The sequence below is a fragment of the Parasphingorhabdus sp. genome (assembly GCF_039968395.1).
Taxonomy (GTDB): Bacteria; Pseudomonadota; Alphaproteobacteria; order Sphingomonadales; family Sphingomonadaceae; genus Parasphingorhabdus.
On the sequence record NZ_JBDVPV010000005.1, the window covers coordinates 1,211,466 to 1,233,596 of the forward strand.

Here is a 22,131-nt window from a genome sequence, read left to right on the forward strand (position 1 = left end):
TTCCCTCAGAGCGATTCCGGCGCGACTGCGACAATTGCTTTTCCGACATTTTCACCGCGCATCAGTTTCTCAAACAATATCGGCGCCTGATCCAGCCCTTGAACGCGGTCTTCGAGATAGGCCATATCGCCATTCGCAATCCACTGACCAATTTTTTGGGACACCATCGGCTGGTCTTCGGCAAAATCATAAACAACAAGGCCCATGACCTTGGCGCGCTTGACGATAAACACTCCGGGATTGGGTCCCGCTGGTCGTTCATCTGCATGATATTGCGACGCCAGTCCGCATAAAACAACCCGGCCATAATCGGCGAGATTGGCCAGCGCGGTATCCAGCAATTCTCCTCCGACATTGTCATGATAGACATTGATACCCTTGGGAAACGCGGCTGCAATCTGGTCTTTCCAGTCCGGATCCTTGTAGTTGATGCAATCATCAAATCCGTAAGCATCAGTGACCAAAGAACATTTCTGATCCGAGCCCGCGATACCGACCACATTGGCCGCTCCCATGATCCGCGCGATCTGTCCGACCGTTCCCCCGACCGGGCCGGCGGCAGATGAAACCAGAACCTGGTCTCCAGCCTTGACTTCGGCGAGATGATGCATGCTCGCATAAGCTGTCAGCCCCGGCATGCCGGCAACTCCAATCTGCGTTGACAGCGGTGCGATACCCGGGTCGACTTTTCGCATCTGGCCTGCAGAAACCAGAGCAAGTTCCCGCCACCCCATCTCACCCGTGACATAGTCGCCAACGAAAAATTGTGCGGAGTTTGATTCAACAACCTGTCCCAGAGCCTTCCCGGGAATCACGTCTCCAGGCTGAGGCTGGCGCGTCATATGGCGTCCCCGCAAAGCCGAACCAACGTAGGGATCCAGAGACAGATAGATCACGCGGACCATTAACTCACCCTCGCCCGGCGCTACTAGCTCCGACGCTTGCATCCTGAAATCACCGGCAACCGGCTTGGCATCAACGGCGCGTGCGAGGATGATCGCATTTGTTTGTGTCACTTTTCCATCTCCAGCAGGAATCGATTCCCGTGGAATCGTATCTTCATAAATGCTGTATATTTGTCCGGACAAATTGTGAAGCACTATAAGTCAAACTTCGCGATCCTTAAGTCCCAGACCGTTCAAGGACGCCGCCAACTTGTCGACTTGCAATTCGCCTGTCCGAGTTTGCCCGCCAATTTCGAGAAATTTTTGCATGTTCTCGCGCGCCGCATCGGTGCGGATCAGTTTCTGGAAATGCCAGGCCTCATCCAGCAGGCCAGCTTCTGGAGCACCCGATGCATTGTCGACAGATTGCTTGCCAAGCCGCACGGCTTCAATCGGATAGCTCGCAATCTTCGTGGCCAATGCGGCGACTTTGTCATCAATCTCGTCCGCATCATAAATCCGGTTCAGATACCCCCAGCGCTCTGCCGTTTCGGCATCAATATCCTCGCCGGACAGGATAATCTCCATGGCCCGGGCCCGTCCGACAATCCTCGGCAGATTTTGCGTTCCGGTACCGCCTGGCAATATTCCCAGCGGAATTTCCATCTGGTTGATCCGGGTCCTGTCCCTGACGCCGAAACGCATGTCCATGTTCGAAACGATTTCGTTGCCGCCCCCTCCCACACGTCCCTCGACCTGGGCGATGGTGATTTTATCCATCGTCCGAAAGCGGTTGCAAAGGATATGAAACGGATTTGGTTCAGTACTCCGCTCTGCTGGCCCTTCAATCGGAAAAGACAGGATCAGCTCGACATCAAAATGGGCGATAAAAAAGTCTGGGTCTGCGCTTTTGAAGACAATCACTGAAAGATCGGGGTCGGTGTCCAGCTCTTCACTCAGCGCCAGCAGTTCTTCGTACATTTCCAGGGTGATGATGTTGATCGGAGGCGCATTTATTGTGATATTTGCCAGACGGCCGTTTTTAACCACGTCGAACAATTGATAGTCATAGGGCATTTTCTGTTCCTTGCATCAGCTGTTCCCGTCTTCAAAAGTCACGCAGCCCCTATTGTAGAGATGGGCAATCAATGCCAGCAAAGCCTCCGAAGCTGTGCTTTTCTGGCCGATAGCAACCAGGTCGCGAGCGCAAAGTTCTTCTGCAAAAACCACCATGTCATCCGCGCAAATATGGGCTTCCCCGTCAACGAAAAGGGTTAGCGTATGGGCATCTCGCCGGACAAATGAAAACCGGCTGGCCGGATTTCGACGGATCAGATTTTCAGCATTGATCTTGTTCCGGACCGCCGATGAATCCATCATTTCTTCCGGAGCCCAATTCTGCTCGGGATATTTTGCTATGGTCTCAAATTTACCGAACCAATGAACAAAGGCGTCCCGGTCAGATATTTTTTCCAAAACCAGATCATGCAGTCGTGCGATCGCCTGTTCGGTGATTTCACCAGGATTTTCCTGACGGCTCAGATCCGGATCTTCATATCGATCATCATCCGATAAATTGTCGATAATCTCATCGCCCCAGTTTCCGATCAATTCCCGTCGCGAAGGCGCGCGAAAGCCGATCGAATAGGTCATGCAATCCTCCCCGACAGCAACCCCGTTGTGGGATATGCCGGGCGGCACGTAGAGAATGTCGCCCGGTTCACATATCCATTCGTCGGTAGGCTCAAACTCGGCCAGCAGACGGAGATCATCATGCGGCAGCAACCGGGTTTCTGAATTGCACGCATCGCCAATTTGCCAGCGACGCCTGCCTGATCCCTGAATCAGGAACACGTCATATTGATCAAAATGCGGCCCCACTCCTCCGCCGTCGGCGGCGTAGCTCACCATCACGTCGTCAATGCGCCAGTTCGGAATAAAGCGGAAAGGTTCGATCAATGCCGCGACATCAGGCAGGACCTGATCCACAGCCTGAACCAGCAAAGTCCACTGTCGCTCACCAATCTTGCCAAATCGCGATTCCGGAATCGGGCCGTTTTCAACGGACAGCGTATCGCCTGACTGCGTAATCAGTCGCGATTCAATCTGCTCTTCACAGGCCAGTCCTGCCAGTTCATCGGGCTCGAGCGGATTGCTCCAGACCTCCCACGGATTGCAGATCATCATAGGCTTCTTCTGCCAGTAGTCGCGGAGAAAAATGTCAGGATCGAAATTTTTAAGCTGCATATCATTCCGCCGGAAAAAAGAGAGACCGCAAAGTCCGTGCAATGGCATTGCCGACATAAGTCTCAGCTGTCAAAGAGACGGCATGGCCCAACTGATCCTGTTCAACAAACCATATGAAGTACTTTCGCAATTTACCGATCGCGGAACCGAAACGAAACGTGAGACGCTTTCGGACTACATCGATGTACCCGCCGTCTATCCTGCCGGGCGGCTCGATCGGGACAGTGAAGGATTGTTGTTGCTGACCGATGATGGAAAGCTGCAAGCGCGCATCGCAGATCCCAGGCACAAAATGCCAAAAACCTACCTCGCCCAGATTGAAGGCGAAGCAGATGAAGCAAGCCTTGACCAGTTGCGTAAAGGGTTGCGTTTGAAAGACGGCATGACGCGGCCCGCCGAGGTGGAACGAATTGATGAACCCGCCCTCTGGCCGCGCAATCCACCGATACGAATACGCAAAACCATCCCGGACAGTTGGTTGCAAATTACGATCAACGAAGGAAAAAACCGGCAAGTTCGCCGAATGACAGCAGCTGTCGGACATCCCACATTGCGTCTCGTGCGGTGGGCTATCGGCGAGTGGAGCGTTGCAGATTTGGAACCGGGCCAATGGAAGCTCGCTCCATAACTGCAGGCTTTAACCGGGCGAAACAGGCTTTCCGCCACCGCCCCAAAGCTCTGGCGACAGCGGTGATACCCTGCCATCACTGATCTGAATGGCGTGTTCGCGATCCTCAGCAAGCAATGCGGGTGCGTCAATATCGACATATTTTGCGGTCGTCGCCAAAAACATTGCAGGCGCGATTCCTAATGACGTACTGACCATGCATCCCAGCATGATGTCGAACCCTTCCCGTGATCCGGCGTCGGCCAGACGGATTGCTTCTGTCAGACCACCAGTTTTGTCGAGTTTGATATTTATACCCTGATATTTGCCTTTCAGTTTCGGCAAGTCGGCGCAGGTATGACAGGCTTCGTCAGCGTAGATGGGCAAAGGACCGGAATAATCTGTCAGGTCATGATCCGCATTTGCATGCAAAGGCTGTTCGATCATTTCCACACCTAAACGCGCCAGCTCCGGCGCGACTTCCCGCAGGATGTCGATGGTCCAGCTTTCATTGCCATCGACAACAAGTCTGGCATCCGGTGCGTTTTCGTGGACGGCTGCAATGCGCTCGACGATCCGCTCTGCGTTCGCTTTCACCTTGATCACCGGAAACCTCGCCAGTTCTCTGGCCTCTGCACCCATTTCTTCGGGTTCAAATATGCTGATTGTCTGTACCGTCTGGATATCCGAAGGCCAGCCGAGGCCGGACAACTGGCCCACATCCTGTCCGGTGCGCTTCGCTTCCAGATCCCAAAGGGCGGCATCGATGGCATTGCGTGCAGCTCCGGCGGATATCGCTTGCTGCAGCGTTTCGGAGTTCATCTCGTCCACCAGTGCGTTGGTCATCGCTTCAATCTGGCGCGCGACCGATGCGCTGGATTCCCCATATCGGGGCAAGGCAACAGCTTCCCCCCTGCCGATCAGGTCTCCGTCATGAATTGTTACCGCAACCGTTTCCGTTTCATGCCGTGTTCCCCGGGCAATGACAAACGGCTTCCTGAGTGGCCATTTTTCAATATCAATGGAGATGCGTCTGGTCATGAAAGTAGGTCAATAAATCCGCCGGCACCGTGAATCATCGGATCGAAGCAAGGCACCGAAAATTGTTCCTCCAGTTCGTGACACAGACGATTTGCCTGATCCGCACCTACCAGCCTACAGTTCAGCGAGATAGCCCCCAATCTTGCTTCAGGATTGGTCAGGCGAGCCATTTTCAGATTTGTCTCAATACAATCTTGCATGTCGGGAATAGCATAACCCGGCTTGTCTTTGATCTGCTCTCGACCAGCTTCGTGACACATCACAAGCACATCCGCCTGCGCCCCGTGCAAAAGACCCAGAGAGACGCCGGCATAGGCAGGATTAAACAGGGAGCCCTGCCCTTCAATCACATCCCAGTGAGCGTCATTGCTGGCCGGGCAAAGATGCTCGACAGCGCCCGCTATGTAATCGGAGACCACGGCATCAATGGGAACACCTTCCCCGGCGATCAATATTCCCGTCTGACCTGTCGCGCGAAAATCGACGTTAAATTCCCGGGATTTCATTTCCCTTTCCACGGCCAGCGCAGAGTACATCTTCCCCACGGAGCAATCCGTCCCGACCATCAACATACGTTTGCCAGATCTCTTCTGGCCAGTACCGATGGGCAATTCGCCAAATTGATGCCGAACATCGTGCAGCCGGACATTTTTCCGTTCCGCAGCCACACGGATTTCTTTGATGTCGCGCAAACGCTGGTGCAATCCGTTGGCAATATCCAGTCCGGCATCAATTGCAGCAAGAATGTCCGGAATCCAGCCTTTGGAAATCTCGCCGGTTGTGTTGGTCAGACCAATCACAAAAGTCCGGGCTCCCTTCTCGGCGGCCTCACGGGGATTAAATTTGGGCAAATCCAGTGTGAGCTGACTGCCATTTTCCCCGATGCACAGGTCCGGTCGCCACTGCGCGATGCCTCTTGAGGTCTTGATGGCCAGTGGATTGGCCTCATGTCCAAGAAACAGCAGATAAGGGGTTTTCAGGTCAAACATATATCTATTCCAAAATGCAAGTCATCGAGGCCTGAATGAGAATTTGCACGCAGACGCCAAATTGAAAGATGCATTATCCTATTCAAGTTCAACAACAATCATAGAACAGACGATTATCCATCCATTCATAATATTTCGAGCGAACATCATGCGTCTACGGCATGTCGAAACTTTCGGTGCCGCCAGCGGAGCAGGCTGCTACGCGTCACCAATCGGTAAATCTGCCAGCAGCATCGCCATCATCCGGGCAGCATCTCGCAGAATATCGTCCACCGACAAGTCGGGATTATCGATGAGCATCTCGAGCATGGCATAGCCGGTTTCCGTCGTGATCCGGAATTTCCGTTCGGCAATGGATCGATCGAGATCCGGTGTAGTTTCCAGTTGGCGCAGTACGAGTTTCTCAACCATCAGATCATGAGATTGCAGCCGCACATTTTCAAGCAAGGGAGACGCGTGAAGCGATCGCATGATCCATGGTCCGCCTTTACGGGCGCAGGTGATATCATATTGTCCACGCAGAACGGACTGCAGACTTTCCGCTTCGCGCAGGCTCTGGACGTCTCCTTGCAGCCATTCAAAAACGGCTTGATTCTGTTCGGCCATTAGCTGCTGTCCGAGCTCTTTCAGCACCGCATATTTATTCGGAAAATAGCGATAGAGCGCAGGCGGCGTCAGGCCTGCCCGTTCGCAAATCAAATTGGTTGAAAGCTTGTCGAAGCCGACCTCTTCCAACAACACGGCGGCGGTTTCCAATATCAGGTCGAACGTTTCCGCAGCGCGCTTCTGTCTCGGACGCTGCCGTGTATCCTGCAGAATGCCAGCCATCGAGATTCCCATACTTGACCTAAACAAATTAATTATGATAGTAATAACTATTGTTTTGGAAATTTGCAAGGAATAATGATGCGAAACTTGCTCATATATGGCCTGATTCTAGCGACTACAGCGTGTAGCGGCGAAAATGGAAAAAGCGATGCTGGCCAGACACAAACCAGCAAAAATGAAACAATCACGGCCACAGCTGAAGATATTGCGCTGGCCCAAACCCTGGTTCCGGATGACCCGGCCCTTGCAGCAAAATATGATCGATCCTGTCGCACGTGCCACAGTCTTGTCGATGCAAAAGCACCGCTGACCGGCCATGTCCCGGACTGGCGTGTCCGCCTTGATGGAAAAGCCTCGGAAATCGTTCTTGCGAACATCAAAAACGGTTTGAATGCCATGCCGCCAATGGGATTGTGCAATGATTGCTCCGATGACGAATTGATCGCGCTAACCGACTTCATGTCCGGAGATTCCAGCCAATGAAAATTTCTCGCAGAACGCTTTTACTGGGCGGGGCAGCGACTGCCGTTGCAATTCCTGTCGGCAGTCATTTCTGGTGGAGCGGCAAGGACTATGTCCGTGACGATTATGCCCCCGGCCTCCCTGAAGCACCGACCGGCGAAAGCGCTTGGTCCAACTGGTCAGGAATCCAGAAAGCCACGCCCAGACAGATATTGGCACCGGCTTCGACGGAGGGACTTGTTGACCAGATTCAGACTGCCGCAACGCCTATTCGCCCGGTTGGTAGCGGTCACAGCTTTACCGGTCTGGCCCCGGCTGAGGGAACGATGATCGATATCAGCGCCCTTTCCGGCCTGATCACGCATGACAGTGCCAGGCAGACCGCAAGCCTTGGTGCCGGCACGCGATTGCAACAAGCCGCCAGGCTGCTGAGCGAACAGGGCCTCGGTTTCGCCAACCTGCCGGATATTGATGTTCAGACTCTTGCCGGTGGCTATGCGACCGCGACCCATGGAACAGGGCGCGAGCTTTCGGCGATTCATGACTATGTTCAAGGTTTTGAACTGGTTACGCCTGAGGGTGAAATCCTCGAAGCCAGTGCCTCTCAAAACCCCGAACTGTTTCAGGCCGGAAAAGTTTCACTGGGCGCACTCGGCGTCATCACGCGCTATGATCTGAAACTGCAAAAGGCATTTAACTTGCGTCGTCAGGCCGGTCTCGAAAAACTGGACAGTTTGCTCGGCCGCTTTGATGCTCTGTCAAAAAAGCACCGCAATTTTGAAATCTATTACTTCCCCCACACCGGATATGCTGCCTGGATTATTCATGACATTCATGAAGGTCCGGTCGAAGGCAAACAGCCGAGTGAAGACGAGGACATATTGGGCGGCCTCAAGCATCTGCGTGATACGCTGGGTTGGTGGCCCTGGTTGCGCCGCCGGATTGCACAGGGAGAATTTGAGGAAGGACTGGTCGAAGACACCACAGACGCTGCCTGGAAACTTCTTTCGACAAGCCGGCCGACCAAGTTCAACGAAATCGAATATCACATGCCTCTGGACGCCGGTCTGGACACCTTGCGAGAAGTCATTGACCGGCTGGAAATGCGCAAAGACAGTTTCTTTCCACTGGAATGCCGAATCACTGCGCCTGATGCGGCTTGGCTGAGCCCGTTTAATGATGGCCATCGCATTTCAATTGCTGTCCATGCCGCTGAAAACGAAGACTATTCCTATTTCTTTGATGATATTGAACCGGTATTTTTGAACAATGGCGGACGCCCGCATTGGGGCAAGTTACATAGTCGCGTTGCGCGGGACTTTCGTGAACTTTACCCGAAATTTGATGACTTCAATCGCCTCCGCAAGGAACTGGATCCACAAGGAAAATTTGTCACTCCCTATATGGCAAAAATTCTGGGAGATGCATAATGCCGAAACTCAACAGACGAACCGTGCTGGCTGGCGGCGCAGTTCTGGCCGGAGGAGCAATAGCCATGAGCCGATCATCAGATAAGAGTGGGCCGCGAGATCCGTATTTCATTCAAATGCAACAAGCATTGATGGCAGCCAATATCGCGCAACCCACGCTGGTTGTGGACCGGGCAAGGCTGAACGCCAATATCGATGGACTGATGACGAGCCTGCCTGACGGCATGGGATATCGCATCGTCGCGAAATCCCTGCCCTCGCTGGATCTCATTTCTCATGTCCGACAGCGCAGTGGCACCGATCGTCTGATGACATTCAATCTCCCCATGCTGCTGGCTTTGGCACAGGCGATGCCGAACGCCAGCCAGCTGATCGGCAAGCCCTTGCCAGCGGCGGCCGTGCGCAATTTTTTCAATGAACTCCCAGCGGACAATGCGGCTGCGGCGAGCAACATCCAGTGGCTGGTTGATACGCCGCAGCGCGCTGAACAATATGCCGAGATCGCCGAAGCGGCCGGGGTTGATATGGCGATCAATATCGAACTGGACGTCGGCCTGCATCGCGGCGGCATGAAGCCTGGCGATGACTTGAACGGAATGATGGAAAAACTGCGGCAATCCAATCGACTTCGTTTTGCCGGGTTCATGGGCTATGAGCCACATCTGTCCAAGCTACCCACGGCCTTGGGCTGGCGAGAGCGCGCGACCAATGGCGCCTGGGAAATCTACCAGGCCGCCCTTTCGGCAGCCAATTCCATTTATGATGATGCGACCATGCAGTCCGCAACCCGAAACGCAGCAGGCAGCCCGACATTTCGCTTGTATGAGAATACCGATCTGGCCAATGAAATTTCGGTCGGATCCGCGTTGGTCAAACCGACTGACTTTGATACCGATATGCTGGAGTCATTTACACCTGCGTCATTCATCGCAACACCGGTGCTCAAGACAAGCGATCAAACTCAGATCCCTGGTCTCGAATTTGCGGATGATGCGCGGAAAGTGATGGACCCCAATCTCGACAAGACGGTCTTTATCTATGGTGGTCACTGGCTCGCCCATCCGGTTGACCCTCCGGGCCTGAGTTACAACAGCACATTCGGTCGATCGAGCAATCAGGAGATGCTGAACGGCGGCAGTGAGCTATCCATAGCCCCGGATGATTTCGTCTTCCTGCGTCCCACGCAAAGCGAAGCGGTATTTCTGCAATTCGGAGATATTGCAGTATATGATGATGGAGAAATCGTGGATCGCTGGCCAGTGTTCCCCGCTTCTGCCTGAGCCATGATCCTTTGCGCCAGTCTGTCGGGGGCAGGCTTGTAATTCTCTGAGATCGTTCTATTCCTTGAGTTTCCCCTCTAAAAGGAGTTCTGGATGAGAAATTTCAAGGTACAAATTACAGTTGCCGCCCTGGCAGGATTGACCATGCTTAGCGCATGCGGACAAAGCGGCGACACGGACGCAACTTCTGAAGCAACGGAAGAAACAGCCAGTGCGACGCTACCCAATGGAATGACTGTCAAGGATCAGATAGAAGCGCGTCAGGGGCAGCTGAAAAAAGTTGGCAAGGCGTTCAAGACGATTATCGATCAGTCGAAGTCCGATAGCCCTGACATGGCCGCAATACAGGCTGCAACGGCGAGTATCACCGCAGAAACCGAGGGCATGGCAGACTGGTTCCCCGAAGGCACGGGTCCGGACTCCGGGATTGAAACCGACGCGCTGCCAATCATCTGGGACGAAAAAGAAGACTTTCTCCAGAAAGTATCTGACATGCAGGAAGCCGCTGCAAAACTTGATGCAGCTGCCCAAAGCGGAGACGCCGAAGCAATTGGAGCTGCCTTTAAAACGGCTGGCGGAACATGCAAATCCTGTCACGACAAATATCGTCTGGACGACTAACCGGCAATGACAAGCGATCCGGCACAACGCCTTGTTTGGGACTGGTCCGTACGCCTGTTTCACTGGCTGATTGTGCTGATCGTGCCCTTGATGTGGTGGACGGCTGAAGAAGGCTGGATGGACTGGCATCGGCGGCTGGGCGTGACGATGGTTGGGCTGGTTGTTTTTCGACTATCATGGGGGTTGCTCGGAACATGGACCGCGCGCTTCCTGCCCATGATCAGACGGCTTGGCTCAGTAGGCACTTATACCGGTGAATTGCGCAGACGCCAGCACAAGCCGACATTTGGGCATAATCCAATTGGGGTGCTGAGCGTTTTTGCCATGCTGACAACGTTGTTGCTGCAGGTTAGCACTGGCCTGTTTGCGGTCGATGTTGACGGGCTAGAGTCCGGCCCACTGGCGGTATTCGTCTCGTTCGACACCGGGCGGGAACTCGCGGAATGGCATGAATTCAACTTTGATGTTCTCGCGACGTTCATCACTTTGCATGTCGCAGCCATTGTCACCTATCAGTTCATTTTAAAGGACAATATTGTCCGCCCGATGGTGTCCGGTCGCCGCAACAGTTCTGATTTTGCAGCAGATACAACCCAGGATATCACGATGCGCCCGGTACGGTTCCTGTTGGCTGTCAGCATTGCGGCTGCCTGTGTCTTCGCCATTTTGAACGCCGGCTAGGACACGGTATCTAAAGGGTAGTTGGACGACTATTCTCCGGCGACAGCATGATGCATTTCCAGACCGGCGGCCCAGCGGCGCTGAAAGCCCTTCCAAAAGTCTTGCTCTTCCGAACCAGCCAGTTTTCCGTTGAGCTGTTCTCCAAAACCAACCGGCCAATTGCCTTTGTTTGAATCAACCGTCGGCACATTCAGATAATCAGCCTTGTCCTCCTGGCCTTTCAGTTTCCAGTCGAGAAACGCGGTCACAAAATGCTGGTTGATCGCGTTTAGTCGATCGCTCCGCCAGACCGGCTCCTTGAGAAACTCTATCGCGCTGAATGCAAAATCAGACTGAACGTCAAAGTCGTTACCAACAATATTGTGCCGCGCTTCACGATAGACCAGCATGTAACGCTCGGTTCCGGTCAAACTGGCATGGAGCCATTTCACGCCTTCCTCATAATTCACCACATCATCCTGATTGCCGGAAATCAACAGAACAGGGGCATGGATTTTCGACAGGTTCTCCGCACTCCATGCGCGATTATCCGGCTGTCCGCCCCACGGAGCAAATGTCACCAGTGCCTTAATCGGAGCAGGTTCCTTTGATATTTCCTGCAACTGCGCCTGAGCCACTTCGGGGATGTTAGACATCGGACTGTTTTCATACACATAGGGCGCGCCCGCGGATGCAATGGCACCATAGCCGCCCATCGAATATCCAATCAGACCAACCGTCTGCGGATCGATCAGCGCCGAATAGCCAGTCGAGGCACTTTTGGTGTTCTCCAGTATCTGTGTCAGGATCTGGCGTTGATCAAGCGTCCGATCCACCAGCACATTACCGAACGAGAGGATCGCTGATGTCACACCATCCACCGGAGCGTCTCCGTGATGGATAGATGCAACCACATATCCCCGTGATGCGAGATGCTCCCCCAAATTGCTGAACTGCGAATTCCAGCCACCATAGCCATGCGACATCAGAACAAGAGGAAATTTCTCCCCTTCCAAAGCCTCTGCATCTGCATGGGCATACCCGCTGCTGACGATATCAAACGGGTCTTTCCCCGGAAGATTCATGCTATGCACATATTGCGCAGTTTCGTCAGTTGATCCTGCTTTGGCAGGGAACCAGAAACGCACCGACAAGTTGCGGTCTGCGGATTCCAGATTACCGGTCAGCGCCCCCCAGCCCGTGATCCTCTGGCGGTTGGTGAGCGTGAAGTTTTTCGCGACCGTTCCAACCGCATATACTCCAGTTCGCCCCAGTTCGGGAGCTTCACCAGTTTGTCCTGCGTGAACGGTGGGCGTGATCACATAAGCAGTCGCCCCCACCCCAACAGCCAGGACCGCCACTATTCCGGCAAATAAATGTCGCTTTTTCATCCAATCTCCCATTGAACAACCGGACGACAAATTCAAGGCTGTTGAAACCGAAGCAGGATTTTGGAGAATTGAGCCGGTTAGTCCATTTTGTACAATGCGACTCATTCAACTGCTGCTAATTCAACTCTCGGAACGGTAATTGCGACCCGCTGTTCCAAAGCCCCGCTCGACAATATTTGTCGGCGGGGTTTTTACATTCATCAACAACATGCTCAATCGTGGAACCCAATGTACATACCGTTATCCGCACCAGGGCAAAAGCGTAATCAGATTCCGGATTCAACTGAAACGGGGGACAATCTAACTGCCCGTGTCTCCAATTTCACGTATAAAGCAATTGCTCTCTGACCGAAAATTGGTAAAATCAAAATCTCGGATCCGCGAATGGGCAACGCGTATCTCGTCTTTGATTACCCAGCCCGATTAGCAACAGGGTCGCTAATTGAAGGGATGTTTCCATGAAAATAAAACTGATGCAGTCCATGGCTGCGATCGCGATAACCGGAGCAGCAGCAAGCACTTCTGCCCAAGCCTCAACGGTACTCTACGATCAGGATTTTGAGAGTCCCACAGGCTTCGTCAACGATGGCGGCGATATCAACATCTTCAACCCCGTAAACGACCTCTATGGCGGTCAACCAGCCGGGTTTTCATTCGCGCAAGCGTTTACGGTCGAAACTTTGCTACTCACCGGGGATCAGGCGTTTGGTACAGGCTATTCCGATCCAACAGGCACAGGCGGCAACTACGCAATCGGAATGTTGTCAGATCGCCAGAATGACCTGCTTGGCCTTTCATTCAATGTCGGTTCGTTCGATTTTCTGAATTTGCGAGCGGATATTTCAAGCATTGATCTGGATCGATTTGGCGGACCGTTCATACCTGCTGGCGGCCTGGCTCCGGTCTTCCGTTTCTCGCTATATGACAATCCGACAGGCGCTGTGGGTCTTGGCACCGGTCCCGTTTTAGACATGTTTGATGTGACGGGAACCACATCGGCGCGAGATACATTTGACTGGACTGAAGCGTTAGGAGGCCTCGATGCCACCGGATCAACAAATGGCGAGGTGATCTTGCGGATCGATCTGCTGTCTGGTCAATACGCTGCGTTTGATAACTTACGAATTGTCGCATCAAATACGCCAGGTGATGTTGGCGGAGTACCCGAACCAACGACCTGGGCAATGATGATCTTTGGTTTCGGCTTGATCGGAAATGCAATGCGCCGTCGCAAGACGAAGATACGGTTCAGTTTCGCCTAGCGATGCAGAGGGTCCGAGATTGGAAAACCCCGCTTGAGCAATCGAGCGGGGTTTTCCATTGGTGGTTTCGGTAGTCCATTGTCTCGATTGCTGAACAGCAGAACTGCTCCCGCGATTTTCATGGCGACCGAAGCGACATTGTTTGTTGAAAAGGTCGGTGCTGCTGCTTCGGCCCTTGAGGGAGAGACTGGTTGTGGCCATCGCAGCAGCACCTTCGCCGCAAACCAGACAGGGATATTCTGGTTTATCTTGCGGCGTAACCTGGAAATTTAAAAACTGAACCGGATTGACAAAAGCCCCTGAATCTCATCGGAATCGACAATGTCCACACCTCCGGATGTAATGCTCGCCTCCTTGTAATTGAGGCCCGCATTCAGAGAGAGCCCGCGACCGATTGCATAAGCTGCGCCGAGTGATGCAGATTTTTCGCTTTGGCCATCGACCTTGCCGTAATGCGCTTCCGCAGAAAGTGTCAGATTGTTAATCTGGGTTTGTGCGCCGCCCGACAGGAACCATCTATCAACATCAACCACGGTCGACTCAAGCCGTTCGTAACCGGCACCCAAATCGAAACGGGTACTGCCATAAACGATCTCGCCCAATGCATTAATGCCCTTGGTGTCAAACTCGGTGGTTAGATCGGACGATGTATATCGGCCATTGGCAATGCGTGCGGACAATCGGATGTCGTTTTTGTCAATCGGCCGCTGAAAAGTTACGCCAAGTTCAAAATCGCCATTTTCATCTACGGTTGTGGAAAAGATGCTGGGTCCGAACCGCCCGACATAAGCACCGCCCCAATCGTCCAAACCACCGTAGAAATTATCGAAAGCGAGAGAGGCATTTCCAACTCCGCGGGCACGACGTGTTTGCTCTCGCACCTGGCCAGCGGTGTTACCCCCAATAAACGTACCAAAACTGGTACCGACAAATCCTGCAACATTGTCGCTGTATTCATCTACATCGTCAAACACGCTGTTAGCATCACTGGCATATTGACCGAAATAAGCGACGCCCAATGTCCAGCGATTGTCAAGTTGCGTCTCTGCACTGATCTGGAAATTGCCGACAAAGCCGATACTGGTATCATCCGCTCCGTCGGCGCTTTCGATATCTATCGCCAACGGAACATCGACCAACCCTGTCAGCTCGACCGTTATTCCGCCAATATCGGTGGCGAGAGGTTCTTCGAGCGATGACAAGGCATCGTAATTCAAGTTAACTTCCTGTGCATGCGCTGCATTTGACGCAAGTATAGCCGAGGCTGCAGCCGAACCAATGAGCGGCCCAAATTTAGCAATTTTCATGTAATTCAGACCTTTCGGGGGAACATGGTTTGATGCGCATGGCGAGCGATCTGGCGTCCCGCCTTCATTGCCGCGTCGTGATCGGCTTTCCAGTGGACACCGCCATAGAGACGGCTCCAGCCATTCTCTTCAGCCGCCTGCTCGAGGCTGGTCCAATGACGGGTCTTGCCTTTCAGTTCTGGCCACAATACCTGGTCGGGCGATTCATGGCTGAAACTGACCTTGTCCGTACCGATCAGCAATTTTGTCATCTCGACACCGGTAGCTCCAAAGGTCGAATGGCCCGATGTATAGCCCGGAAAATTTGGTGTTGGGATATAGCTTTGCCAATTGCGCTGCTCGACTATTCGAGGATCTTTACTGCCAAACTCGCTACAGCGGGAAAGTATCGCTGTTTCCGGACGGATCACGTCGTGATGATATTTGTTATCCCACGCATTGATCGATGCGTCACATTGAGTTGCGCCCAGCAGAGCGAAATTGCGAGCCATATCGAGAAAATCAAAACCACGATCCTGCATGACTTGCATGGCGATGTACAAAAAATGCCCCGGCGGGGTGATGCCCCACGGTCCATCTTCCCAGAATAGCGCAATTTCAGATTGATCAGCGGTACGGATAGCACTGTCTTTTCCGCCCAACCGACGGATCAGATCGAAATCTTCTGCAAATTCTGGGCTTGCAGGATCCAGAAACGGGTCCGACCGAAATTGTGACCCGCTGATCATGGTCCAGGGCTTGATCTGGCCATGACCTGGGAACAGACCGCGGTCGTAGCTGCCAACCGAGGGGCCCGGGGCAGCACTATAAGCAGCACCTGTCGGAGTCCATTTCAGAACATCCTTGCGGCGCGGATAGCGACCAAGAAAATAGTTCACTCTATGTGGTTCAGATCCATCATGAGTGCGCATCTTGTTTATTTGCAGGCCGACATAGCGCCCCCATTTCACGCCCAGATTTTTCGCTTCTCCATCCGGGAACCGGTTTTTGAAACTGCCCCGCTCCATCAGGAACGGTTGCTGAAAACATTCCGAAGCCACAGTGGCAAAGGCCACACCATACGCAACTTCCGGATCGGCGCCCTGCGGTGCCGGCCCCAGTCCATAGGGATCACTATATCGCCCGATTATTGCATTGGCCGCCACAAAACCGGCAACCATGGGACCCGCGAAATCATAAGCGGCACGCGGAGGCGGCACACGCTGATCACGTACCTGCTGCATGGCGATGTCTACCCAGTGATATACTGTGTTCTTATTCTTCGGGTCGATAATCGCTGTCGCATAGCTGGAGCGGCTTCCAAACGAAGCGGTCGAGCACGCTGGCAAAACCGACAACGCGGTTGCCGCGACTGAAGTTCCGAGCAGCTGGCGCCTGTTCACCTGCATCATGATATTTCCTTTTCTAACCCCGCAACTGGTTTCACGCCCCTTCATGAAACACGACGTCACGACGCTTTCAGACCCGCACATCTGATGAAAAAAAGTAAAAGTAAGTTGAAAAACGCTTCTTTTTCAGAAGGTTTCAGAGTTGAATTTTTGCTGAAAGCCGAACGTTAAACGGCCGCAATGGGACTTGCTGGTCTTCCTGTCGAATTTGAAAAGGATTGCCGAACGAGAAGCGATTGCCGCGCGTATCAGTTATATTATTGGCTTCGAGACCGATTTCCCACAACGGCTTTCGCCATGTCAGTGAAATATCGGAGCTGGCAAAATTACCCTGCCTGACCTGCCGCAAAGCATCGATATCGAGCACCGACTCTCCGGTATATTCCAGACTGGCCAGCGCAATAAGCTCTGAATTGTCGCCAATATTATGACGATAGCGCAGAGCCAGTCGGGCACCATAAGGTGCAATGTTCGGCAGCATGGTGCTGAACGCTGAGTTTCTTGGCGTAGATCGCATCACACGCGATTGGTTCAGGAAAAAAGAACTGGAAAGGTTCAGATCACTGGTCAGCTGTGCGACATTTTGCATCGTCAGTCCGAAAATGTCCGCATCTCCAATATTGCGGGTCAAGGTAAAGCCGTTTGGATCAATGAGGTCGGCCTGTACGTCTCGCCACTTCATGTAGCTGGCCGCAAGACTAAAATTGACCGGTATATCGGTATTGAGCATTCCCTTCATCCCGACTTCCACGGAATCCACCTTGTCCGGATCGAAACGCGATATCCGTGGATCGCCATTGACCAGTCTTTCGACTGTGATGCCGTTGGTGCGATACCCCTGCTGAAAGCGAACATAGCTGGTGACATCATCCGAAACGCGCCATGACAGCGCTGCGGTCGGCAGCAAACGTTTTGATTCTGTTTCCGGCTCGACAGTGTTTGCCGCACCAAATGTCCGCCGGGTCTTGCCTTGCGAATAGAGCAGCCTGCCACCCACGGCCGCTGAAAAGCGATCACTCACCGCATAGTTCGCCTCTCCAAAGACAGCATATTCGGAAATCGTATAGACAATATTCGCGAACGGCGGCGGCGCATCGCCATTAGTGTTCGTTATCAATTGCCGATAATCATCCTGGTGACGCAGTGCGCTGATTCCAATCAGCCAAGAAAACGGCCCGCCATCATTTTTTGAGAGTCGCGTTTCGTGGCTAAACATCTCGATTTTGCGGGTTTCATCATAAGCCTGTTGCGGCAACATGCTGGGTATTCCGCTAGAATCAAATCGTGTATTCAAATCATGATCGAGAATCCCGGTACTCGACACGATCTGATGACTGCCGATCACACCGTTAAGGGTTGCATTTACCCCCCAGATCTCTGCACCGAAAGGCTGCGCGGTTGAATTTCTCTGGCTCAGCCCGGGCAAACGCGCATTGATATACTGCCCGTCGCGTGCTTCGGTTTTTTGACCAAAACCGGAAAGGTTCAGCGACCAGTTCGATGACAATTCCGAACGAAATGCCAGTCGCCCGCCCGTGACTTCAGTCTCGTTGATATTTTTGAGATTGCGGAGACTATCGTCAATATAACCACCGGATTGTCCACGGTAGAATACCCCGCGCAACGCTTCATTCTCTGTGATAGGCAAATTGGCCATGGCTGCGAAATCATATCCTGGCGCACCGCCGCTTGTCGCGGTGCCGGACACCCAGAACGTGACCGCACTGCGATCCAGGCTTGGTGCAGTGGGTGCCAGCCGGATCACACCGCCAATCGATCCCGCACCATAAAGAGTTCCCTGGGGGCCCTCCAGCAATTCCAGGCGTTCCATATCGTATAGCCGCAGATCAGGATTGGATGCGCTGTAGGTCAGACGCTGTTCGCCGAGATACAGCCCGATTGTGGACTGGGTCGGTCCATTGAAACTGCTGTCGGCGATACCGCGCACAAAAATTTTATTCTGGCCGGAGCCCAGGGCGGTACTACTCGTAACCGGCAGTTGGGAAAGGATCTGGTCGAGACCGCCAGCGGCCTCTCCCAAGGTAATATCCTGAAGGGAAACGCTTTGCGCCGAGCCGGAATAGTCACGAAGCGTGTAGTCCAGTTTTGTCGCGTTCACGACAATTGGCACCGGTCTGGGCTGTTGTGCAGGGCGAGGACGAGCAGCCTGCGCAGGATCGGTTCGCATCGAAGCTTGCGGGTCTGATCTTGGTATTGCGGGTCGACGTTCAATTCGAAACGAGCGGCTGTTAATTTGCCGGGCGCGGTAAGGGGTTGTACTAAGCAAACGCCGCAATGCTTCAGCTGCCGTTATATTTCCTCGAACTGCTGGCGTTCGAATTGCAGACAAGCCTCTACTCGCGCCTATCACCGAAATATTGGCCTGTTTGCTTACAACTCGCAATGCATTGCCCAGACGCCCCGCAGGGATATCAATCGCAATCCGGTCCTGTGCATGCAATTCTCCGGTCAGCAGAAAACAAGAGGAAACAACCAGTACAAGAGCCGCGCAAATTCGCTGAGCTAAAAAAATGTTCGGGAGCTGCATCATGCGGATTGAAGCACTATGATATTGAGATCACTCGAGCAAGAATCAACTCGAGATCAGTTCCCTATAATCCATCCGGCTTCGGTTTTTTGTGCGGTACTTCCCAGAATAGCTGCGACATCAGTGATGACCGTGGCTTCGCCATTTTCCAAACTGATCACGCCCGATACATTTTGATCTGACACATTGTCAGACACGGATATGCGGGTTCCAAAATTGCGTTCAATATCATCGATGACTTCCGCAACCGGTCGATCTTCAAACAACAATTGTCGGCCTTGCCAGGCAAGAACTGCGTCCAGCTCTACATCGCTGCGCATCAACGTTTTATCCTTCAGCTGCATCTTGATTTGTTCACCAGCCGTCACGAGTATTTCAGAACCTTGCGGGTCAATCATCACGGCGCCTTCGATCACTGCAACTCTCAGATTATCGTCGTCTCGGATAACGTTGAAGACCGTGCCATAGTCGACGAGAACCAGGCTATCGATCTCCACTCGCAATGCCCCGGGCTCCGGACTGTTCACGCGATAAGTGGCCTCTCCATGCTGCATCCGCACGGTAGCGGATTCCTTGTCCAGCGTCAGTTTGCTATTGCCGTTCACAACCATCGAGATCGAAGAATTGATCGCCACTTCGCGAATTTCACCGACTTCGGTTTGCAGTGTTGCAAATTGCGGAGATGGTGATGCTGGCCAGAATACTACAAAGGCCAAAAGCACGGCTGCCAAGGCACCGAAAGCGGGCCAGCGCGACAATAGTCCGCCGCCATTGTCATTCGCGGCCACACTTTCATCGGGATCACGGTTTCCGTCGCTAGCTGGTGTCAGCTTTTGCCCAACGGTGGCCAGATCATCATCCGCCTCCAGTACCCGGTCATAGGCAGTCAAATGCTTGGGATCCGCCTCGAGCCATTCGGTGAAAGCCGTCCAATCTGTCGCTTGCATATCTCCGTCACGCTGGCGCAAGACCCATTGGATCGCTGTCGCGGATATAGCATCGGTCAAGACGGGTTTCTCATTCATATGTGAGTCAGACGTCATGGTCTGTTCAACCCCGCATCATCTTTTTTGCGGTAATCCATAACCACACGATAGGCGCGCTGGAGATGCTTCTCAACCGCGCTGATACTAATGTCCAGATTTGCCGCAATTTCCTTTTGGGTAATTTCGTTCAGGCGAAAGTCGATAAATATCTGACGCGTCCGGTCCGGTAGTTTTTCCAGTTCCAATAGTGCGTGTTTGAGCTGGTCGCGTTCGAGTGCAATTTTTTCGGGGGTCAATTGGTCGCCTCGCTGAGCGAAAATATCCGACTGGCTTTCAGACCACAGGGTTTCGCGCGCCAGCTTGCGGACTTCTGACCTCTTGGCATCACGAACCACATTTTCGCACATCTTGAAAAGATAGCCCAACGGATTGTCAATCGGACCGGATTGCGTGTGTGTGTCGATCTTGATCCAGACATCCTGCAGCAAGTCTTCGGCCTGAGAGGGATCGCGTGTGCGTGCGGTCAAGAACCTCAGCAACGCCGAGCGATTATCTTCAAAAACTTGAGAAAGGCCGCTTTTATCTGAGTGCAAAGGTGACTGTTCCAACGTTGACTTCGGAAGGTTCACTAACACGCCCGATTGAATTTACAAACGGCGTGAACAACATTTTGATTTTGACCAGCCAGTCTTCCGGCAGTCTCAAAACCCACGATCAAAGTCTAAGACACTCTTCCAATCTGATATGTGGACCTTCTAGGTCAGAATAATAAATATCATTGTAAATCAACGCTATACGGATTCACAGCCGAAAAAATTCTTTCAGACATGCGGGTTGTTCATTCTGGCGACGTTGTTTCATCAAACAGGGGCAACCAATCCCCGACAGTTTGATGGAGAGTTTAGTTGTGTCTCGGTATCTCGTTCAACGTACAAGATTTTCGACTTTCACCATCGCTTCCTGTTTGTTGTTGCAGGCTTGCGGTGGCGGGGATGGCAATGGCGGTGAAAATTCATCCGTGACCCTTCCGGTGACGGTGACCCCTGTCCCCACACCAACACCAGCGCCATCCCCCACACCTACTCCGACCAGTCTGGCACAAATTGTTGCGCAGTTTACGACCATTGATCTTGATAATCTGCTGAACTACGCCAACCCAAATCTGCCTGCTTATTATGACAACACCGTTGTCAATCGGGACAATGAACCAGCCAATAATCAACTGGAAGACCGGATAGCAACGCTTGGCCGTGTGCTGTTTTACGATACCCAGTTGAGCATCAATAACACCAAAAGCTGCGCTTCCTGTCATCAGCAATCGGCGGGCTTTGATGATCCGGATCGATTTAGCACCGGATTCGCCGGAGGTACCTTCACGGCAGCTCACGCGATGCGACTTGGAAATGCACGATATTTCCAACCCGGTTCCGCCTTTTGGGACAAACGGGCAGATTCCCTTGAGGAACAGGCGACGGAACCAATCAAGAACCCGGTTGAAATGGGCTGGGATGATGCCGCAGGTGGGATAAATGCGCTGATCACGCGAATGGAAGGTCTGGAATATTACCCGGCCCTGTTCGAATTCGCCTTTGGCAATGCCACGATTACCGAACCGCGCATGCAGCAAGCGCTCGCACAATTTGAAAGAGCGATGATCTCTTCGGACAGCCGCTGGGATCAGGCTTACGCACAGGTCTTCAATCCCAATGCCCAAAACCGAAACCTCAATGTTAATCTGCCCGGATTTACAGCTTCGGAGAATCGCGGGCGACAATTGTTCATGTCTGGTCGGAACAATGGTGGTGCCGGGTGCTCATCTTGCCACCAAGCGCCAACTTTTGCGCTTGCGGGAAATAGCGACAGTAACGGACTGGATGCCGGTGAGACGATCGAATTTAAATCTCCGTCGCTGAAAGGCGTCGCGCTCTCAAGCTTCTTCATGCACGATGGCCGGTTCTCGTCCCTTGCTGAAGTGGTGGAACATTATAACAGTGGAATCCAGGATGGTCCCGCTCTCGACAATCGTTTGCGACAGGGAAACAACCCCCAGAGACTCAACCTGTCGGATGCAGACAAGCAAGCTCTGGTTGATTTCATGGAAACCCTGACGGACAATAGTCTGGCGTCCGATATCCGGTTTACCAATCCTTTCCGCCAGTGAAACACGTCCATCCACCATTTCACTGATTGGCGACCAGGA

21 protein-coding genes are annotated in these 22,131 nt (G+C 52.9%); 9 read left to right on the plus strand and 12 right to left on the minus strand.

What is annotated here, in order from left to right:
• Nucleotides 1-5: 5 nt before the first annotated feature.
• The 3 genes from ABJI30_RS16475 to ABJI30_RS16485 all read right to left on the minus strand — a co-directional run bounded on the left by ABJI30_RS16475 (nucleotide 6) and on the right by ABJI30_RS16485 (nucleotide 3,131).
• On the minus strand, nucleotides 6-1,016 hold the full coding sequence (locus ABJI30_RS16475) for an NADP-dependent oxidoreductase (RefSeq protein ID WP_348017776.1): 1,011 nt from the start codon (nucleotides 1,014-1,016) through the stop codon (nucleotides 6-8).
• 90 nt (nucleotides 1,017-1,106) lie between these two features.
• A complete protein-coding gene (locus ABJI30_RS16480) occupies nucleotides 1,107-1,961 on the minus strand; it encodes an enoyl-CoA hydratase/isomerase family protein (protein WP_348017777.1) in 855 nt (284 codons plus the stop codon).
• 15 nt (nucleotides 1,962-1,976) lie between these two features.
• Nucleotides 1,977-3,131 (minus strand): cupin domain-containing protein, encoded by a 1,155-nt coding sequence (locus tag ABJI30_RS16485; protein ID WP_348017778.1) that lies wholly within the window; start codon nucleotides 3,129-3,131, stop codon nucleotides 1,977-1,979.
• Nucleotides 3,132-3,213: 82 nt separating this feature from the next.
• Here ABJI30_RS16485 and ABJI30_RS16490 point away from each other — a divergent pair, with 82 nt between their 5' ends.
• Complete coding sequence (locus ABJI30_RS16490; protein ID WP_348017779.1) at nucleotides 3,214-3,759, plus strand: pseudouridine synthase; 546 nt, start codon at nucleotides 3,214-3,216, stop codon at nucleotides 3,757-3,759.
• A gap of 9 nt (nucleotides 3,760-3,768) precedes the next feature.
• Here the strand turns inward: ABJI30_RS16490 and dgcA are convergent, their stop codons facing one another.
• From dgcA to ABJI30_RS16505, 3 genes are all read right to left on the minus strand, one after another.
• Nucleotides 3,769-4,779, minus strand: coding sequence for an N-acetyl-D-Glu racemase DgcA (gene dgcA / locus ABJI30_RS16495; protein WP_348017780.1), 1,011 nt, complete (start codon nucleotides 4,777-4,779; stop codon nucleotides 3,769-3,771).
• Nucleotides 4,776-5,768, minus strand: a complete 993-nt coding sequence (gene dgcN / locus ABJI30_RS16500; RefSeq protein WP_348017781.1) for an N-acetyltransferase DgcN — start codon at nucleotides 5,766-5,768, stop codon at nucleotides 4,776-4,778. The genes dgcA and dgcN overlap by 4 nt, the downstream gene beginning before the upstream one ends.
• A 198-nt stretch (nucleotides 5,769-5,966) precedes the next feature.
• Nucleotides 5,967-6,596: a helix-turn-helix domain-containing protein gene (locus ABJI30_RS16505; RefSeq protein WP_348017782.1), complete on the minus strand. Its 630-nt coding sequence runs from the start codon at nucleotides 6,594-6,596 to the stop codon at nucleotides 5,967-5,969.
• A gap of 75 nt (nucleotides 6,597-6,671) precedes the next feature.
• On the opposite strand from ABJI30_RS16505, the gene ABJI30_RS16510 reads away from it, so the two are divergent.
• The 5 genes from ABJI30_RS16510 (at nucleotide 6,672) to ABJI30_RS16530 (ending at nucleotide 11,070) form a co-directional block, all read left to right on the plus strand.
• Nucleotides 6,672-7,079: a c-type cytochrome gene (locus ABJI30_RS16510; RefSeq protein ID WP_348017783.1), complete on the plus strand. Its 408-nt coding sequence runs from the start codon at nucleotides 6,672-6,674 to the stop codon at nucleotides 7,077-7,079.
• Nucleotides 7,076-8,488: a D-arabinono-1,4-lactone oxidase gene (locus ABJI30_RS16515; RefSeq protein ID WP_348017784.1), complete on the plus strand. Its 1,413-nt coding sequence runs from the start codon at nucleotides 7,076-7,078 to the stop codon at nucleotides 8,486-8,488. The genes ABJI30_RS16510 and ABJI30_RS16515 overlap by 4 nt, the downstream gene beginning before the upstream one ends.
• Nucleotides 8,488-9,768: an alanine racemase gene (locus ABJI30_RS16520; RefSeq protein ID WP_348017785.1), complete on the plus strand. Its 1,281-nt coding sequence runs from the start codon at nucleotides 8,488-8,490 to the stop codon at nucleotides 9,766-9,768. The genes ABJI30_RS16515 and ABJI30_RS16520 overlap by 1 nt, the downstream gene beginning before the upstream one ends.
• Before the next feature lie 93 nt (nucleotides 9,769-9,861).
• Nucleotides 9,862-10,389 (plus strand): cytochrome c, encoded by a 528-nt coding sequence (locus tag ABJI30_RS16525; RefSeq protein ID WP_348017786.1) that lies wholly within the window; start codon nucleotides 9,862-9,864, stop codon nucleotides 10,387-10,389.
• 6 nt (nucleotides 10,390-10,395) lie between these two features.
• Nucleotides 10,396-11,070, plus strand: coding sequence for a cytochrome b/b6 domain-containing protein (locus ABJI30_RS16530; protein WP_348017787.1), 675 nt, complete (start codon nucleotides 10,396-10,398; stop codon nucleotides 11,068-11,070).
• Between the two features lie 29 nt (nucleotides 11,071-11,099).
• Here the strand turns inward: ABJI30_RS16530 and ABJI30_RS16535 are convergent, their stop codons facing one another.
• A complete protein-coding gene (locus ABJI30_RS16535) occupies nucleotides 11,100-12,440 on the minus strand; it encodes a prolyl oligopeptidase family serine peptidase (protein WP_348017788.1) in 1,341 nt (446 codons plus the stop codon).
• Nucleotides 12,441-12,898: 458 nt separating this feature from the next.
• Between ABJI30_RS16535 and ABJI30_RS16540 the strand changes: the two genes are divergently transcribed.
• Together ABJI30_RS16540 and ABJI30_RS16545 are read left to right on the plus strand one after the other, a co-directional pair.
• Complete coding sequence (locus ABJI30_RS16540) at nucleotides 12,899-13,702, plus strand: PEPxxWA-CTERM sorting domain-containing protein (protein WP_348017789.1); 804 nt, start codon at nucleotides 12,899-12,901, stop codon at nucleotides 13,700-13,702.
• A 33-nt stretch (nucleotides 13,703-13,735) separates the two neighbouring features.
• Nucleotides 13,736-13,975: a hypothetical protein gene (locus ABJI30_RS16545; protein ID WP_348017790.1), complete on the plus strand. Its 240-nt coding sequence runs from the start codon at nucleotides 13,736-13,738 to the stop codon at nucleotides 13,973-13,975.
• Here the strand turns inward: ABJI30_RS16545 and ABJI30_RS16550 are convergent.
• The 5 genes from ABJI30_RS16550 to ABJI30_RS16570 form a co-directional block, all read right to left on the minus strand.
• Complete coding sequence (locus ABJI30_RS16550; RefSeq protein ID WP_348017791.1) at nucleotides 13,972-15,009, minus strand: hypothetical protein; 1,038 nt, start codon at nucleotides 15,007-15,009, stop codon at nucleotides 13,972-13,974. The genes ABJI30_RS16545 and ABJI30_RS16550 overlap by 4 nt on opposite strands.
• Before the next feature lie 5 nt (nucleotides 15,010-15,014).
• On the minus strand, nucleotides 15,015-16,400 hold the full coding sequence (locus tag ABJI30_RS16555; RefSeq protein WP_348017792.1) for a vanadium-dependent haloperoxidase: 1,386 nt from the start codon (nucleotides 16,398-16,400) through the stop codon (nucleotides 15,015-15,017).
• Nucleotides 16,401-16,533: 133 nt separating this feature from the next.
• Nucleotides 16,534-18,585: a TonB-dependent receptor gene (locus tag ABJI30_RS16560; protein WP_348017793.1), complete on the minus strand. Its 2,052-nt coding sequence runs from the start codon at nucleotides 18,583-18,585 to the stop codon at nucleotides 16,534-16,536.
• 416 nt (nucleotides 18,586-19,001) lie between these two features.
• Nucleotides 19,002-19,952 carry a FecR domain-containing protein gene (locus tag ABJI30_RS16565; protein ID WP_348025466.1) on the minus strand — a complete coding sequence of 317 codons (951 nt, stop codon included), beginning with the start codon at nucleotides 19,950-19,952 and terminating at the stop codon, nucleotides 19,002-19,004.
• Between the two features lie 32 nt (nucleotides 19,953-19,984).
• Nucleotides 19,985-20,566, minus strand: a complete 582-nt coding sequence (locus tag ABJI30_RS16570) for a sigma-70 family RNA polymerase sigma factor (protein ID WP_348017795.1) — start codon at nucleotides 20,564-20,566, stop codon at nucleotides 19,985-19,987.
• A 272-nt stretch (nucleotides 20,567-20,838) separates the two neighbouring features.
• Here ABJI30_RS16570 and ABJI30_RS16575 point away from each other — a divergent pair, with 272 nt between their 5' ends.
• Complete coding sequence (locus tag ABJI30_RS16575; protein WP_348017796.1) at nucleotides 20,839-22,092, plus strand: cytochrome c peroxidase; 1,254 nt, start codon at nucleotides 20,839-20,841, stop codon at nucleotides 22,090-22,092.
• The last annotated feature ends 39 nt before the right edge of the window (nucleotides 22,093-22,131 follow it).